The sequence below is a fragment of the Streptosporangium saharense genome (assembly GCF_014203715.1).
GTDB lineage: Bacteria > Actinomycetota > Actinomycetes > Streptosporangiales > Streptosporangiaceae > Streptosporangium > Streptosporangium saharense.
Window position 1 is genome coordinate 257091 of sequence record NZ_JACHJP010000008.1, and the last position, 18061, is coordinate 275151.

Annotated in this window: 1 protein-coding gene; it reads right to left on the bottom strand. The window is 72.8% G+C overall.

Annotated elements, in window-relative coordinates:
* Positions 1-2: 2 nt before the first annotated feature.
* A complete protein-coding gene (locus tag FHS44_RS41265) occupies positions 3-18038 on the bottom strand; it encodes a type I polyketide synthase (protein ID WP_246436263.1) in 18036 nt (6011 codons plus the stop codon).
* Positions 18039-18061: the final 23 nt, after the last annotated feature.

Consider the following 18061-nt stretch of genomic DNA (forward strand, 5'->3'; position numbering starts at 1 on the left):
GTTCAGGATTCGGCGGTGTCGCGGGCCAGGCGGAGCAGTTCGCCCAGGTCCATCTCGTCGATCAGGTCGTCCCCGGCCTCCTCGATGACCGTCGCCACCGCGGAGGGGCCGACGTCAGGAAGGTCCAGGTCGAGTTCGGCACGTAGCTGCTTGGCGAGTACGGCCGGCGTCGGGTAGTCGAAGATCAACGTGCTGCTCAGCCGCAGACCGGTGACCTCGGTGAGCAGTTTGCGCAGCTCGACAGCGGTGAGCGAGTCGAAGCCCTGCTCCAGGAAGCCACGCTCCGCGTCGAGCTGCGGGGCCTGGCCGAACACCGTGGCGACGCAGTTCTCGACCACCCCGAGCAGCAGCTCCTCACGCTCGGGCTCGGAGAGCCCGGCCAGCCTCTCCCGCAGCTCGGCGCCCGCCTCGGGCGTGGGTGCCTCGTCCTGTACGGCGGGCAGCGAGTGCTGCCGGGACTGCCGCCAGGCCGCGAGCAGCGGAAGGGCCGCCGCGAGCTCCGACGGGAGACCGTCCACGCGCAGGACGGACGCCAGCATGGCCGTGTCCTGCCGCTCCACGGCGTCCCAGAAGGAGGCGTCCATCGGGTCGGCCGCCGTGGCGGGCTGGCTGTCCAGCCAGAAGCGTTCGCGCTGGAAGGCGTAGGTGGGCAGGTCGATGAGGTGGGGCGTGAGGAGGGCGGACCAGTCCACGGGGGTGCCGTGCAGGTGGAGGGCGGCCAGCGCCGTGGTGAGGGCGGTCTCCTCAGACTGGTTGCGGCGTTGGGTGGGGATGGCGTCCTGCGGAAGAAGGGGAGTGAGGGCGGCGTCAGGGCCGATCTCCAGGAAGCCGGTGACGCCGTGTTCCACCAGGGTGGTGATGGCGTCGTGGAAGCGGACGGGCTGGCGGGCGTGGTGGACCCAATATTCAGGGTCGGGAACAGCGACCTGTCCGGTGAGGGTGGAGACGATGGGGATGGTCGGCGGGTGATAGGTCAGTGACTCGGCGACCCGCTGGAGTTCCTGGAGAACGGGGTCCATCAGCGGTGAGTGGAAGGCGTGGCTGACCTTCAGGGGCCGAGGGTTCGTGAAATTTCGGGCTATTTCGTGAACTGCGGTGCTTTCTCCGGCGATGACGAGGGAGTTTGGTCCGTTGATCGCGGCGATCGAGACGTGCTCCCCCAAGTAGGGCTGGATGGTGGCTTCGTCGGCGCGTAGGGCGATCATGGCGCCGCCCGGAGGAAGGCCCTGCATGAGGCGGGCCCGGGCGGTGATGAGCCGGGCCGCGTCGGCCAGGCTGAGCACCCCGGCGACGTGGAAGGCGGCGACCTCACCGATGGAGTGCCCCGCGAGGTAGTGGGGCCTGACGCCGAAGGACTCGACGAGGCGGTAGAGCGCGACCTCGATGGCGAACAGCGCGGGCTGGGTCCAGCCGGTCTGGTTGAGCAGCTCTTCCTCATGGAAGATCACCTCGCGCAGCGGCCGCTCCAGGTGCTTGTCGAGCTCGGCGCACACCTCGTCGAACGCCGTCGCGAACACGGGGTAGGCGTCGTAGAGCTCGGCCCCCATGCCGACCCGCTGCGCGCCCTGCCCGGTGAACAGGAACGCGATCCTGCCCGGCTTCGCGATGTCGCGCAGCACCCCGGCCCCCTGCGTGCCTGAGGCCAGGGCCCGCAACCCGGTCAGCAGCTCCTCCCGGTCGGCCGCGACCACGGCGCCCCGGTGCGGGAACGGGGAACGGGTCGTGACCAGCGAGTACGCCAGATCGGCGGGCCGCAGCTCAGGCCGCGCCTCGACCAGATCGAGCAGCCGCGCCGCCTGCCCGCGCAGCGCCTTCTCCGACCGCCCGGACAGCAGCACCGGCTGTACGGCGGGCCGCTCCGAGACCCGCTCGGGAACGACCGGCTCCCCCTCCTCAAGGACGACATGCGCGTTGGTGCCGCTGATGCCGAACGAGGAGACACCGGCCCTGCGCGGCCTGCCCGTCTCGGGCCACTGCCTGGCCTCGGTGAGCAGTTCGACGGCGCCGGAGGTCCAGTCCACCTCGGGAGTCGGCTGGTCCACGTGCAGGGTGCGGGGCAGCGTGCCGTACCGCATGGACAGCACCATCTTGATCACACCCGCCACGCCCGCGGCGGCCTGGGTGTGGCCGATGTTCGACTTGACCGAGCCGAGCAGTAGGGGAGTCTCGCGGTCCTGGCCGTAGGTGGCGAGCAGCGCCTGCGCCTCGATCGGGTCGCCCAGGCGGGTGCCGGTGCCGTGCGCCTCGACCGCGTCCACCTCGGCCGGGGCCAGCCGGGCGGCGGCCAGCGCCTGCCGGATCACCCGCTGCTGGGCCGTACCGTTCGGAGCGGTCAGGCCGTTGGACGCGCCGTCCTGGTTGATCGCGCTGCCCCGGATCACGCTGAGCACCCGGTGGCCGTTGCGCCGGGCGTCCGACAGGCGTTCGAGGAGCAGCATGCCGATGCCCTCGGAGAACCCGGTGCCGTCGGCGTCGGCGGCGAAGGCCTTGCACCGGCCGTCCTCGGCCAGGCCGCGCTGCCTGGCGAACTCGATCAGCAGCTTCGGCGTGGACATCACCGTCACCCCGCCCGCCAGTGCCAGATCGCACTCACCACGCCGCAGCGCGCCCGCCGCGAAGTGCAGGGCGACCAGGGAGGACGAGCACGCGGTGTCCACGGTCACCGCGGGACCCTCAAGGCCCAGCGCGTACGCGACCCGCCCGGTGGCCACGCTGGCGGCGCTGCCGTTGCCGAGATAGCCGTCAACCTCCTCGGGCACGTCCCGCACCCAGGTGGCGTAGTCGTGGTAGACCATTCCGGCATATACCCCGGTACGGCTGCCGCGCAGGGTGAGCGGGTCGATCCCGGCCCGCTCGAACGCCTCCCACGAGGTCTCAAGCAGCAGCCGTTGCTGCGGGTCCATGGCCAGCGCCTCGCGGCGGTTGATCCCGAAGAACGCGGGGTCGAAACCGGCCACGTCCGTCAGGAAGCCCCCGGTCCGGGTGTAGGTGCGGCCCGGGGTGCCGGGCTCGGGGTGGTAGATGCCCTCCAGGTCCCAGCCACGGTCGTCCGGGAACTCCGAGAGCACCGAGCCACCCTCGGCCAGCACCTCCCACAGCGCCTCGGGCGTGTCGATCCCCCCGGGGAAACGGCAGCTCATCGCGACGATCGCGATCGGCTCCTCGGGATCCGCCACGGCGACCACCGCGGCCTGCTCCGGCGCGTCCGCGCCGAGCAACTCCTCCAGCAGGTGTACGGCGAGCGCCAGCGGCGTCGGGTGGTTGAACACCAGGGTCGCCGGGAGCCGCAGCCCCGTCGCGGCGTTGAGCCGGTTGCGCAGTTCGACGGCGGTCAGCGAGTCGAAGCCCAGCTCCTTGAGAGCCTTGTCCTCCTCGACGGCCTCACCCGAGCTGTGCCCGAGCACCCCGGCGACATGGCCGCGCACCAGGTCCAGCATGACGCGCCCACGCTCCTCGGCCGGGAGCCCGGCGAGCCGCTCGGCCAGGCCGCCCGTCGAAGCCACGGTCTCGGCACCGCTCGCCGTACGACGAACCGTGCCGCCGTCCACCAGCCCGCGCAGCAGCGGGGAGAGCCCAGTGGTCTGGGCGCGCAGCCGTACCCGGTCGAGCTGGATCGGCACGAGCACCGGCTCACCGGAGGCCACGGCCGCGTCGAACAGGGCAAGCCCGGTCTCCGCGGTCATCGCCACGGCGCCGCCCCGCGTGATCCGCTGGAGGTCGGCCTCGTCCAGGCGCCCTGCCATGCCGGAGCGCTCCCGCCACAGGCCCCAGGCCATCGACACCGCGGGCAGCCCCCGAGCCCGGCGCCGCCGCGCCAGCGCGTCCAGGAAGCAGTTGGCGGCGGCGTAGTTGGCCTGCCCCGGGTTGCCGAGCACACCTGCGGCGGCCGAGAAGAGCACGAAACTACGGACCCCGCCCGCCAGCTCGTGGAGGTTGAGCGCACCGGTGACCTTGGGCGCGAGCACCCGCTCGAACCGCTCAGGAGAGAGCGAGACCACAACACCGTCGTCCACCACGCCCGCGGTGTGCACCACGGCGGTCAGCGGATGCTCGGCGGGGACGTTCTCCAGCAGTACGGCCAGCGCCTCCCGGTCGGCGACGTCGCAGGCGGCCAGGGTCACCTCGGCCCCCGCCTCGCGCAACTCGGCGACCAGTTCGTCGGCCCCTTCGGCGTCGGCGCCGCGCCTGCTGACGAGCAGCAGGTGCCGGGCGCCGTGCGCCGCGACCAGGTGACGGGCGGTCAGCTCGCCGAGGCCACCGACCGCCCCGGTGACCAGGACGGTCCCGGAGACGTCCAGCGTGCCCGGCTCCCCGCCGCCGACGGGAACCCTGGCCAGGCGAGGAACCAGTGGCGCGCCCTGCCGTACGGCGAGCTGCGCCTCGGTGTCCACGGGCAGCGCGTCCAGCGGGAGTTCCCCGCCGTCATGGTCGATGAGGACCAGCCGATCCGGATTCTCCGACTGCGCGGAACGCACCAACCCCCACACAGCAGCCGAAACCGGATCGGGCACGTCATCGGCTCCGGCGGCGACGGCGCCCTGGGTCAGGATGGCCAACCGGGCGTTCGCGAGCCGCGGCTCCATCAGCCACTCCTGCACCAGCCGAAGCACCCGAGTGGTCGCCACGTTTACAGCGGTGGCGACCTCCTCCGCCCTGTCCGGCCCCCGGTACGGCTCAAGCCGCACAGCCACCACATCGGGCACGGCGCCGTCCACCGCGGCCGGGTCGATGGGGACGTCCAGGTCGAGAGCCGTCCAGGTGCGGGTGCTCGTCTCGACGGCTGGCACCGGGACCCAGTCGATGCGCAGCAGGGAGTCACGTACCGTCCGGTCCGCGGAGCGGAGCTGCTCGTCGGAGACCGGTCGCAGCAGCAGTGACTCCACGGTGGCGACCGGCGCTCCGGTCCGGTCGGCGACGGCCAGGGTCAGCGTGTCCGGTGCCGTGTGGGCCAGCCGTACACGCAGGGCGGTGGCGGCTGTCGCGTGCAGCCGTACGCCACCCCAGGAGAAGGCGAGCCTGCCCTGTTCGGCGTCGGGCACCAGGCCCATGGCGTGCAGCGCGGCGTCCAGCAGGGCCGGGTGCAGGCCGTAGCGGTCGGCGGCCGTCTGCTCGGCCTCCGGCAGGACGACCTCGGCGTATACGGCCTGGTCACGGCCCTGCCAGGCGGCCCGCAGGCCCTGGAAGGCCGGGCCGTACTCCACACCAGCCTCGGCGAGCCGCTGGTAGGCGTCGGTGACGTCCAGCGCGGTCGCACCGGTCGGCGGCCACTGCGAGAGGTCGGTCGTGCCGGTGCCGGTGAGGGACGAGAGGGAACCGCTGGCGTGCCGGGTCCACGGCTCGTCCGCGACGGCGTCGGCCGGGCGGGAGTGGATCCGCAGCGGGCGCAGTCCGTCGTTCTCCGCCCCGACCACGGCCTGCAACTGGACGCCGCCGTGCTCGGGGAGGATCAGCGGGGTCTCCAGGGTCAGTTCCTCGACCTGGCCGCAGCCGACCTGGTCACCGGCCTGGATGGCGATCTCCAGGAAGGCCGTGCCGGGCAGGATCACGGCGCCGGACACCGCGTGGTCGGCCAGCCAGGGGTGGGTGTGCCGGGAGATCAGGCCGCTCAGCACCGCTCCGTCGCCGTCGGCGAGGGGTACGGCGCTGCCGAGCAGGGGGTGGTCCAGGGCGTTCAGGCCGGTGGTTCTGGTGGACGGCTGGAGCCAGTAGCGGGCGCGCTGGAAGGGGTAGGTCGGCAGGTCGACACGTCGGCCACCGGCCACGGGCCGGGTCCAGTCGACATCGGCGCCGTGGACGAAGGCCTGTGCCAGGGAGGTACGGAACCGGCGCGGGCCGCCGTCGTCACGGCGCAGGGTGCCGATGGCGTGGGCGCCGGTGTCGTAGAGGCTGTCCTGGAGCGAGCCGGTCAGCACGGGGTGCGGGCTGACCTCGACGAACAGGCAGTATCCCTGGGAGGCCAGGCCGGTGGTCGCGTCGTGGAGCCGGACCGGCTGCCGGAGGTTGCGGTACCAGTAGGCGGCGTCGGTTTCTGCCTGGTCGATCCAGCGGTTGTCGACGGTTGACCAGAAGGGGATCTGCGGCGTTTGCGGAGTGACGGGTGCCAGGAGTTCCAGCAGGTCGGGCTGGAGGGATTCGACGTGGGGGCTGTGGGAGGCGTAGTCCACGGGGACGCGCCGGGTGCGGACGTCGGTGGCGCCGTAGCGGGCGAGGAGTTCCTCAAGGGCGTCCACGTCACCGGAGATGACGGTCGAGGCGGGACCGTTGACGGCCGCTGTGGCCAGGCGACCGTGCCAGGGGGTCAGGTCGATCTGGTCGGCGGGCAGGGCGACGGAGGCCATGCCGCCGTTTCCGGCGATGGCGACGATGGCCTGGGACCGCAGGGCCACGACCCGGGCGCCGTCTTTCAGCGAGAGGGCTCCGGCGACGGTCGCGGCGGCGATCTCACCCTGGGAGTGGCCGACCACCGCGTCGGGGTGGACACCGTACGAGCGCCACAGCTCTGCCAGGGAGACCATCACGGCCCACAGCGCGGGCTGGACGACATCAACCCTCTCAAGGTTGCTGCGCAGTTCTTCAAGGAGGTCCCAGTCGGTGAACTCGGCCAGGGCCTCGGCGCACTCGGTGAGCCGCTGGGCGAACACGGGCTCGGTGTCCAGAAGGCCGAGGGCCATGCCGGTCCACTGGGCACCCTGACCGGGGAAGACGAACACGGTACGGGCGTCGGCCGAGGCGCTGCCGGTGACCAGGCCGGGGTGCTCGGTGCCGTCGGCCAGGGCCTGGAGCCCGGCGGCCAGTTCCTGGTTGTCGGCCCCGACGACCACCGCGCGGTGGTTGAACAGCGACCGCCCCGTGAGCAGCGAGTGGCCGACGTCGACGGGCCGCAGGGTGGGGTTGGCGCTCAGATACTCGCCGAGCCGTACGGCCTGCACACGCAGCGCCTCAGAACTCTTCGCGGAGACCACCACCGGAACGACACCCGCCCCGACCTCGGACAGCCCAGCCTCGTCGGCCTCGGATCGCCCGTTGGTCCCCAACCCTGCGGCTTCGCCGATCGCGGACCGCCTGGTCCCGTCGGTCTCGGACCTCCCAGTTCCCCCGGCTTCCGATCCTGCGGCTTCGTCGATCGCGGATTGCCCGACCCCACCGATTTCCGGACGCTCGGGGGCCTGTTCCAGGATGACGTGGGCGTTGGTGCCGCTGACGCCGAAGGAGGAGACGCCCGCCCGGCGGGGCCGTCCCGTCTCGGGCCATGGACGGGTCTCGGTCAGCAGTTCGACGGCGCCGGAGGTCCAGTCCACTTCCGGAGTCGGCTGGTCCACGTGCAGGGTGCGGGGCAGCGTGCCGTACCGCATGGACAGGATGGTTTTGATGACGCCCGCCACGCCCGCGGCGGCCTGGGTGTGGCCGACGTTGGACTTGATCGAGCCGAGCAACAGGGGAGTATCCCGACCCTGGCCGTAGGTGGCGAGCAGCGCGTGCGCCTCGATCGGGTCGCCGAGGCGGGTGCCGGTGCCGTGGGCCTCGACCACGTCCACGTCGCGCGCCGTGAGCCCGGCGACGTTCAGCGCCTGGTGGATGACGCGCTCCTGGGCCGGGCCGTTCGGGGCGGTGAGGCCGTTGGACGCGCCGTCCTGGTTGATCGCGCTGCCCCGGATGACCGCCAGCACGGGGTGATCGTTGCGGCGGGCGTCGGAGAGCCGTTCGACGAGCAGGACGCCCACCCCCTCCGCCATGCCGAAGCCGTCGGCGGCGGCGGCGAAGGCCTTGCACCGGCCGTCCTCGGCCAGGCCGCGCTGGCGGCTGAACGCCACCAGGCCCTCGGGGGTGGCCATCACGGCAGCACCGGCCGCCAGCGCGAGCGAGCACTCACCGCTGTGCAGCGCCTGGACGGCGAGGTGGAGCGCGACCAGCGACGAGGAGCACGCGGTGTCGACGGTCACGGCCGGTCCCTCAAGACCGAGCGTGTAGGCGATACGGCCGGAGATCACGCTGGCCGCGCTGCCGGTGACCATGTAGCCCTCGTTGCCGGGCGGGGCGGCGGCCAGCAGGGTGGCGTAGTCCTGTCCGTGGGTGCCGACGAAGACGCCGACCTGGCCGCCCCGCACGGAGACCGGATCGATGCCCGCCCGCTCGAACGCCTCCCAGGAGGTCTCCAGCAAGAGTCGCTGCTGCGGGTCCATGGCCAGCGCCTCACGCGGACTGATCCCGAAGAACGCCGCGTCGAACTCGGCGACGTCGTACAGGAAGCCACCCTCGCGGGTGTAGGAGGTACCCGGCCGTTCCGGATCGGGGTCGTAGAGCCCGTCGAGGTCCCAGCCACGGTCGCCGGGCAGCGGGCCGACCGCGTCGCGTTCGGCGACGACCAGCTCCCACAGGTCCTCCGGCGTCCGTACCTCGCCGGGGAACCGGCAGCCCATGCCGACGATCACGATCGGGTCGCCGTCCTCGACGGTCGGGGCGGTCGGCGTGGTGGCCGGGAGGCGGTCGTCGAACAGCTCGTCACGGAGGTGATGGGCGAGGGCCTTCGGCGTCGGGTAGTTGAAGATCAGGGTGGCGGGCAGCCGCAGCCCGGTCGCGCCCTGCAGGCGGTTGCGGAGCTCGACGGCGGTGAGCGAGTCGAAACCCAGCTCCTTGAAGGTGCGCTCCAGGTCAATCGCCGTGCCCGCCGCGTACCCGAGCACCGCGCCGATCGTGGCGCGGACCAGCTCCAGCAGCTCACGCTCGCGCTCGGCCTCGGTGAGCCCGGCCAGCCGCTGGACGAGCGCCAGGCCGCCGGAGTGCTCCGACTTTCTGGTACGGCTCGCCCGCGCCCGGACCAGGCCGCGCAGCAGGGGATGGACGTTCTCCGAACGGGCACGGACGGCCGCCAGGTCGAGCCGGATCGGCATCAGCGCCGCCTCACCGGCCGCGCGGGCGGTGTCCAGGAGGGCGAGGCCCTCCTCGGCGGAGAGCGCGGCGGTGCCGACCCCGGCCATCCTGCGCAGGTCGGTCTCGGTGAGCCTGCCGCCCATACCGTTGCGCTCGGTCCACAGACCCCAGGCCAGCGAGACGGCCTGACGGCCCTCGGCCCGCAGATGCCGCGCGTAGGCTTCAAGGAAGGCGTTGGCGGCGGCGTAGTTGGCCTGGCCACCGGCCCCGAACACGGCGGCGGCCGAGGAGTACAGCACGAAGGCGGCGAGGTTCGCGTCCCGGGTGAGGTCGGCCAGGTTGAGCGCGCCGGAGACCTTGGGCGCGAGCACCCGGTCGAACTGGCCCGGCGTCAGCGTCTCGATCACACCGTCGTCCACGATGCCCGCGGTGTGCACCACGGCGGTCAGCGGGTGCTCCGCGGGGATTTCCGCGAGCAGTACGGCCAGCGCCTCGCGGTCGGCGACGTCGCAGGCGGCCAGGGTCACCTCGGCCCCCGCCTCGCGCAGCTCCGCGACCAGTTCGGCTGCCCCTTCGGCCTCGGCGCCGCGCCTGCTGACGAGCAGCAGGTGCTGGACGCCGTGCGCGGCGACCAGGTGGCGGGCGGCCAGCACGCCGAGGCCACCGGTGGCGCCGGTGACCAGGGCGGTGCCGTCCGGGTCGAGCGCGGGGGCGCCCTCCTCGGTGGCCCGCACCCGGGCGAGCCTGGCGGCCCGCACCGAGCCGCCGCGCACCAGCAACTGGGGCTCGTCCCCGGCCAGTACGGCGGGCAGCGCCCGGTAGGAGGCGTCCTCCGCATCCATGTCCACCAGCACGAAACGGTCAGGATGCTCGGACTGCGCGGAACGGACCAGGCCCCACAGCGGAGCGGTGACCAGGTCCGGCGGCTCGTCCCCGGCGCCCACCGCGCCCCGGGTCACCACCACGAGCCGCCTCCCGGCGAACCGCTCCCCGCCGAGCCACTCCTGCAGCAGCCCGAGCAGCGCGTGTGTCGCGGCCTGTACGGCGTGCGCCACCTCGCCACCCGCATCCGGGGCGAGCGGCAGCAGGACCGTGTCGTGGACACGCCCCTCGGCCGTGGCGAGCGCGGCCAGGTCGGCGTAGGCATCCACCCCGCTGCCCGTGGCGGCCAGCCCGGCCACCAGCCCGAGCGGGTCCTCACCGACCAGGGCGTAACGGCCCACGGCGACGGCTGCGGTGGGCAGCGCGGTCCACTCCACCCGGAACAGCGAGTCCCCACCGGGCCCGGAGCGGACGGCCCTCAACTGCTCGGTGGACACGGGCCGGACGGCCAGGCACGCCACCGAGATCACCGGGTCGCCGTGCTCGTCGGCGGCCTCAAGGGTCACCGAGTCCACTCCCACGGGGGAGAGCCGGACCCGCAGGGCGGTCGCTCCTGAGGCGTGCAGCGAGACCCCGCTCCAGGAGAACGCCAGGTGCCCCTCACTCGACTCCTGGCCGTGCCGTACGGCACCGAGGTCCATGACGTGCAGCGCGGCGTCCAGCAGGGCCGGGTGCAGGCCGTACCCCGCCGTCCTGTCGGTGACCTCCTCGGGCAGCAGGACCTCGCCGAACACCTCCTCGCCCCGCCGCCACGCCGCCCGCACGCCCTGGAAGGCCGGGCCGTAGTCGGCGGCCAGCCGCTCGTACAGGTCCTCGACCGGCAGCGGCTCGGCGCCCGCCGGTGGCCACTGACGGAGATCGGCCGGTACGGCGAGGGCCTCGGGGGAGAGGGTGCCGGTCGCGTGCCGGGTCCACGGCCGGTCCGTCACGGCGTCGTGGGGCCGCGAGTGCAGGCTGACCGGACGGCCACCTGTGGCGTCCGCCTCCCCGATCACGGCCTGCAACTGGACGCCGCCGTGCTCGGGCAGGATCAGGGGGGCTTCCAGGGTCAGTTCCTCGACCCGGCCGCAGCCGATCTGGTCACCGGCCTGGACGGCGATCTCCAGGAGCGCGGTTCCCGGCAGCAGGGTGGCGCCCATCACGGTGTGGTCGGCCAGCCACGGGTGGGTGTGCCGGGAGACCAGGCCGGTGAGGAGGAGCCCGTGGCCGTCGGCGACGGTCACGGCGGCGCCGATCAGCGGGTGCCGCACGCTGTTCAGCCCGGCGGAGGTGACGTCTGCGGTCTCGGCCGGGGACGGCTCCAGCCAGTAGCGGGTGCGCTGGAAGGGATAGGTGGGCAGCTCCACCAGGCACGCGCCGCTGTAGACCGTGGAGAAGTCGGCGTCGGCGCCGTGGACGAAGGCCTGCGCCAGGGAGGTACGGAATCGGCGCGGGCCGCCGTCGTCACGGCGCAGGGTGCCGATGGCGTGGGCGCCGGTGTCGTAGAGGCTGTCCTGGATCGAACCGGTCAGCACGGGATGCGGGCTGACCTCGACGAACAGACCGTGTTCCTGACCTGCCAGCGCGTTGACGCCCTCGGCGAAGCGGACGGTTTGGCGCAGGTTGCGGTACCAGTAGGCGGCGTCTGTTTCGGCCTCGTTGATCCAGCGGTTGTCGACGGTTGACCAGAAGGGGATTCGCGGCGTCTGGGGGGTTATGGGTGCCAGGAGTTCCAGCAGGTCGGGCTGGAGGGATTCGACGTGGGGACTGTGCGAGGCGTAGTCCACCGGGACGCGCCGGGTGCGGACATTCCGCGCGTCGAGTACGGCCTGCAACTCGTCGAGGGCGTCACCGTCGCCGGAGATGACGGTCGAGGAGGGTCCGTTGAGGGCGGCTACTGAGATGCGGTTGTGCCAGGGGGTCAGGTCGATCCGGTCGGCGGGCAGGGCTACGGACAGCATGCCGCCGTTTCCCGCGATGGCGGTGATGGCCTGGGACCGCAGGGCCACGACCCGGGCGCCGTCCTTCAGCGACAGCGCTCCGGAGACGGTCGCGGCGGCGATCTCACCCTGGGAGTGGCCGATCACGGCGTCGGGGTGGACACCGTACGAGCGCCACAGTTCGGCGAGGGAGACCATCACGGCCCACAGCGCGGGCTGGACGACATCAACCCGGTCGAGGGTGCCTCGCAGTTCTTCGAGGAGGTCCCAGTCGGTGAACTCGGCGAGGGCTTCGGCGCACTCGGTGAGCCGCTGGGCGAACACGGGCTCGGCGTCCAGAAGGTCGAGGGCCATTCCGGTCCACTGGGCGCCCTGACCGGGGAAGACGAACACGGTACGGGCGCTGGCCGAGACGTTGCCGGTGACCAGGCCGGGGTGCTCGGTGCTGTCGGCGAGGGCCTGGAGCCCGGCGACCAACTCCCGGGCATCGGCGCCGACGACCACAGCGCGGTGGTTGAAGGTGGAACGGGAGACGGCCAGGGAGTGACCGAGGTCGATGGGCCGCAGCGCGGGGTTGGCACTCAGATGCTCACCAAGCCGGACAGCCTGCGCCCGCAGCGCCTCGGGGCTCTTCGCGGAGAACACCACCGGAACAGGACCCGCCACGGCCTCGGGCTGCTCGCCCTTGTCGGTCTCGGGCAACTCGGCGCTGGCCTTGGGCAGCTTGGCTTCGTGCAACCCGGCGCCGATCTCGGACAGCCCGGCCTCGCCGATCCTGCCGGTTCCTGAACCCTGGGCCGCACCGCCCTCGAACCGCCCAGTCCCGTTGGTCCCCGACTCTCCGGCTTCGTCGATCACGAACCGCCCGGTCCCACCGGTTTCCGACCACTCGGTTTCGGACGGTCCGGTTTTACCGGTCTCCGACCTTCCGGCTTCGCCGATCGTGGATCGCCCGAGTCCACCGGTCTCGGAATGTCCGGCCCCACCGGTCTCCGACCCCTCGGCCGCGCCGGTCTCGGACCGCCCGGTTCCATCGGTCTTGAACCGCTCGGTCTCGTCGGTCAGGTGCTCACCGAGCCGGGCGGCCTGTGCGCGCAGTGTCTCGGGGTTCTTCGCGGAGAACGCCAGCGGAACGTGATCCGCCACGGCCTCGGACTGCTCGCCCTCGCTGGTCGCGGGCAGCTCGGTCTCGCCGGTCCTGCCGGTTCTCGGCCCATGGGCCGCGCCGACCGCGAACCGTCCGGTTCTACCGGTTCCTGCCTCCCCGGCTTCGCTGATCGCGGATCGCCCGGTCTTGCCGGTCTTGACTCCACCGGCCGCGTCGGTCTCCGACCCTCCGGCCGCGCCGGTTTCGGACTGCCCAGTTCCACCGGCCTCCGATGCCCCGGCTTCGCCGGTCGTGGATCGCTCGGTCTCGTCGGTCAGGTGCTTGGCGAGTCGGGTGGCCTGTGCGCGCAATGCTTCGGGGTTCTTCGCGGAGAACGCCACCGGAACGGGGCTCGCTACGGCCTCGGACTGTTCGCCCTCGCTGGTCACGGGCAGTTCGGCCTCGCCGGTCCTGCCGGTTCCCGACCCATGGGCCGCGCCGACCGCGAATCGCCTGGCTCCACCGGTCTCCGACGCCTCGGCTTCGCCGGTTGCGGATCGCTTGGTTTCGCTGGTCTCGGATCGCCCGGCCTCGTCGGTCTCCGACTGTGGGGTTTCGGGGGACTGTTCGAGGATGACGTGGGCGTTGGTGCCGCTGACGCCGAAGGAGGAGACGCCTGCTCGGCGGGGGCGGCCGGTCTCCGGCCACGGACGGGCCTCGGTGAGCAGTTCGACGGACCCTGAGGTCCAGTCGACGTGCGGGGTGGGCGCGTCCACGTGCAGGGTGCGGGGCAGCGTGCCGTACCGCATGGCAAGGACGGTTTTGATGACGCCGCCGACACCGGCGGCGGCCTGGGCGTGGCCGATGTTGGACTTCAGCGAGCCGAGCAACAACGGCTGTGAGCGGTTCTGGCCGTAGGTGGCCAGGAGCGCCTGGGCCTCGATGGGGTCGCCGAGGCGGGTGCCGGTGCCGTGCGCCTCTACGGCGTCCACGTCGGCTGAGGTCAGGCCAGCGACGCTCAGGGCCTCGCGGATGACGCGTTCCTGGGCGGGGCCGTTGGGGGCGGTGAGGCCGTTGGAGGCGCCGTCCTGGTTGATCGCGGTGGCTCGGACGACGGCCAGTACCCGGTGGCCGTTGCGGCGGGCGTCGGAGAGGCGTTCGACGAGCAGGACGCCCACGCCCTCCGCCCAGCCGGTGCCGTCGGCGGAGGCAGCGAAGGCTTTGCATCGGCCGTCCTCGGCCAGACCGCGCTGGCGGCTGAACTCGACGAACACCTCGGGCGTCGCCATGAGCGCCACGCCGCCCGCCAGCGCCAGGTCGCACTCGCCGTGTCGCAGCGCGGCGGCCGCCAGGTGCAGGGCGACCAGGGAGGAGGAACACGCGGTGTCCACGGTGATCGCCGGACCCTCGAAGCCGAAGGTGTAGGCCACCCGGCCAGAGGCGACGCTGCCCGCCGTACCGGTGCCGAGGTAGCCTTCGACCTCCTCGGGTGCCCGGGTGATTCGGCTGGCGTAGTCGTGGAACATCACGCCGGTGAACACGCCGGTCCGGGTGCCGCGCAGCGTCTCCGGGTCGATGCCCGCCCGCTCGACGGCCTCCCAGGAGGTCTCCAGGAGCAGCCGCTGCTGCGGGTCCATCGCCAGCGCCTCACGCGGGCTGATCCCGAAGAACGCGGCGTCGAACTCGGCGCTGTCGTAGAGGAATCCGCCCTCGCGGGTTGAGGAGGTCCCCGAGGTGCCGGGGGCGCCGCCGAACAGGGCCTCGGTGTCCCAGCCACGGTCGGTCGGGAACGCGGAGACGGCGTCGCGGCCCTCGGATACCAGCCGCCACAGGGCCTCGGGGGAGTCCACTCCTCCCGGGTAGCGGCAGCCCATGCCGACGATCACGATCGGGTCCTCGTCGGCCACCGCCGTACGGCCAGGCCCCTCGGAAGCCGGTGCCTCATCGAGCAGTTCGGCGAGCAGGAAGTCGGTCAGCCGGGCCGGGGTGGGGTGGTCGAAGACCATGGTCGCCGGGAGGCGCAGGCCGAGGATGGTCCGCAGCCGGTTGCGCAGGCGGACTGCCGACGCGGAGTCCATGCCGTGTTCCTTGAACGCCCGCTGCGGCGCGACCGTCCCGGGCAGGCCGTGGCCGAGCACCCCGGCGGTCTCGGTCCGCACCAGGCCGAGCAGAGTCTGGTGGCGCTCGGCGGCGGGCAGGGCGCGCAGCCTGGCGGCGACCGAGGTGCCGACGGCCGGGTCCGCCACGGTGACCTCGCGGAACAGCACCGAGTCGGTCTCCCGGGTGGCCACCACGGGCGTGTCGGTGCCGGTGAGGGCCGCGTCCAGCAGGGGGCCGAGCTCCACGTCGGTGGTGTCCAGGGCCAGCGAGACCGCGTGCAGGCCGGAGGCCCTGCGGTGCTGGGCCAGCGCGTCGAGGAAGGCGCCGCAGCCGCCGTGCTCCTCCTCGGCCGTGCCCAGCAGGCCCTCGGCGGTGGAGACCAGCAGGAACGCCCGCAGGTCGAGGCCGGCGGTGAGTTCGTGCAGGGCGACTGCGCCGTCGATGGCGGTCCGCACCCAGCGGTCGGCACTGCCACCGGTGGCCAGACCGGGGACGCCCGCGGCGTGGACCACCGCGGTCAGCGGGTGCTCGGCGGGCACACCGGCCAGCAGGTCGGCGACGGCCGGGCGGTTGGCGATGTCGCAGGCCGCGAGTGTGACCTCGGCGCCGAGTTCGCTGAGTTCCACGGCCAGCGCCGCGGAGTCGGGGGCGGTGGAGACGAGCACCAGGTGGCGCACGCCGTACTCGGCGACCAGATGCCGGGAGATCGCCGCAGCGGCGGCCCCGCCCGCGCCGGTGACCAGCACGGTTCCCTCGATGGCCGGTCCCGTCGGTCCGACGGCGACCGGGACCAGCCTCGGCACCCGGGGCACCCCGTCCCTGACGGCGAGCTGGGGCTCACCGGTGGCCAGGGCGGCCGGTAGCGCGGCCGACGACGCCGCCTCGCCGTCCAGGTCGATCACCGTGAACCGGTCCGGGTTCCGCCGCTGCGCCGCGCGCAGCAGGCCCCAGACGGGTGCCTGGGCCAGGCCGGGGACCTCCTCACCCGCGTGCGCCGCGAGCGCGCCACGGGTCAGCACCACCAGCCGGGTCCCGCGCGTGCGCTCCTCGGCGAGCCACCCGTCGAGCAGCGCGGAGAGCTCGGCGACGGCCGCCCGCGCCACGTCGGTGACGGTCTTTCCCGAATGGGCGGGCTCTCCTGCAGAGGTCGTGACGGTCTTTCCCGAGGCGGTGGTGGTTTCTTCTGAAGCAGCGGTGACGGTCTCCTCCGAAGAGGGGGTGGCGGTCCCTCCTGAGGGAGCGGTCTCTCCCGCAGAGGCGGTTTCTCCCGAAAGGGTGATGATGGCCTTTCCTGCAGGGGTGGTGACGGCCGCTCCGGAGGCGGTGGTGGCGGGATCTCCCGAATAGGCGGCGGGCTCTCCTGCAGAGGTCGCGACGGTCTTTCCCGAGGCGATGATGACCTTTCCCGCAGGGGCGACGGCGGGCTCTCCCGCAGGAGTGGCGGTGGGCTCTTCCAGGGATGACGGCCAGGGAAGGTAGACGATCTCCGGCAGCTCGGAGGGGAGGGCGGACAGGCCGGGGTATCGCTCGCCTGGCAGGTCGTACGGCGCGGCACCGAGGACGGCGGCGCGGACCGGTTCCGTGACGTCCGCCCTGACCGGGATCCAGTCGACCCGGTACAGCGACTCGTGCCGGGTGCCACGGGAGCCGATCAGGGTGCCGGGCGTGTCGAACAGGCGGTGCCGGACGATCTTGCCGGAGGAGGTGCGTGGCACCTCGGCGATCTCCCGGATCTCCTGCGGGACCTTGAAGTACGCCAGCCGCGTGGCGCAGGCCTCGAAGATCTGGTCCACGGCCACGCCGTCCGGCCCGGTCACCACGAACGCGACCGGCACCTCGCCGAGCACCTCGTCCGGCCTGCCCGTGACGGCGACGTCCAGCACGCCGGGCACCGTCCGCACCACGTTCTCGATCTCGCCGGGGTGGATGTTCTCGCCGCCCCGGATGATCACTTCCTTGCGGCGGCCACTGATGGTGAGCTGGCCGTCGGCCGCCTGGACCGCCAGGTCACCGGTCCGGTACCACCCGGCCCGCAGCGCCTCCTCGGTGGCCTCTGGGCGGTTGTGGTAGCCCCTCATCAGGCTCGGGCCGCGTACCCACACCTCGCCCTCCGTGCCGGGTTCGACGTCCGTCCCGGTCTCCGGATCGACGACCCGCACGTCCAGGCCGGGTACGGGAAGGCCGCACGAACCGGCGAGCTGTTCGGTGCCGGGCGCCTCGGTGGCGATGGCGCCGCAGGTCTCGGTCGAGCCGTAGCTGTTGAGCAGCGGGACGCCGAAGGCGTCCGCGAAGTTCCGCGCGAGGGAGGCGGACGTCACCGCGCCGGTGGACAGGCAGACCCGCAGGTTCGGCGCGTCCAGGGAACCGCCGCTCTCCCGCAGGATGTGGTGGTAGAGCGCGGGCACCCCGGCCAGGAAGGTGTACGGCGCGCCGCGCAGCTCTCCGAGCACCTCGTCGGCCGCGAAGCCCGACATGACGTGGGCGGTGGCGCCGGTCGCGGTCACCCCGAGCACGCAGAGGATGTGCGCCAGGCTGTGGAACAGCGGCAGCGGCCACAGCACCAGGTCGTCCTCCGACAGCCCGAGCAGCGGCGCGTAGCAGGCCGCGACCGACCACAGGCAGCTCCCCTGGGTGGACAGCACGCCCTTCGGCGCGCCGGTCGAGCCCGAGGTGTAGAGCATGAAGGCGGTCTCGTCGAGGCCGAGGTCGTCGCGGGGCGGCATAGGCGGCTCGGTGACGGCCAGCGTCTCGAACGACGGCAGGTCCTGTACGGCAGCGCCGGAGGCGATCACGAGCAGCCCAGGCCGCTCCGCCCGCAGCCGCAGCACCTGGTCCAGATGCCGGGTGTCGGTGACGACCGCGGTGGCCCCGCTGTCGTCCAGCAGGTAGGCCAGCTCCTCGTCACTTGAGTACGGATTGACCGGGACGCCGACCCCCGAGGCCCTGACGACCGCCAGGTAGCTCTCCACCACCTCCACCCCGGCGTCCAGGTAGATGACCACGCGCTCGCCACGGCCCAGGCCCAGCGCCGCCAGGTGTCCGCCGAGCCTGGCGGTCCTGCGGTCCAGGTCGGCGTAGCCGACGGCCCGGCGGCCGTCCCGGAAGGCCACCTTGTCGTGGTGTGACTCGGCCTGAGAGCGCAGGAGTTCAGGCAGCGGCCTGATCAGCTCGGTACGCAGCATGTCAACGGCTCCTTTGGCGTGCG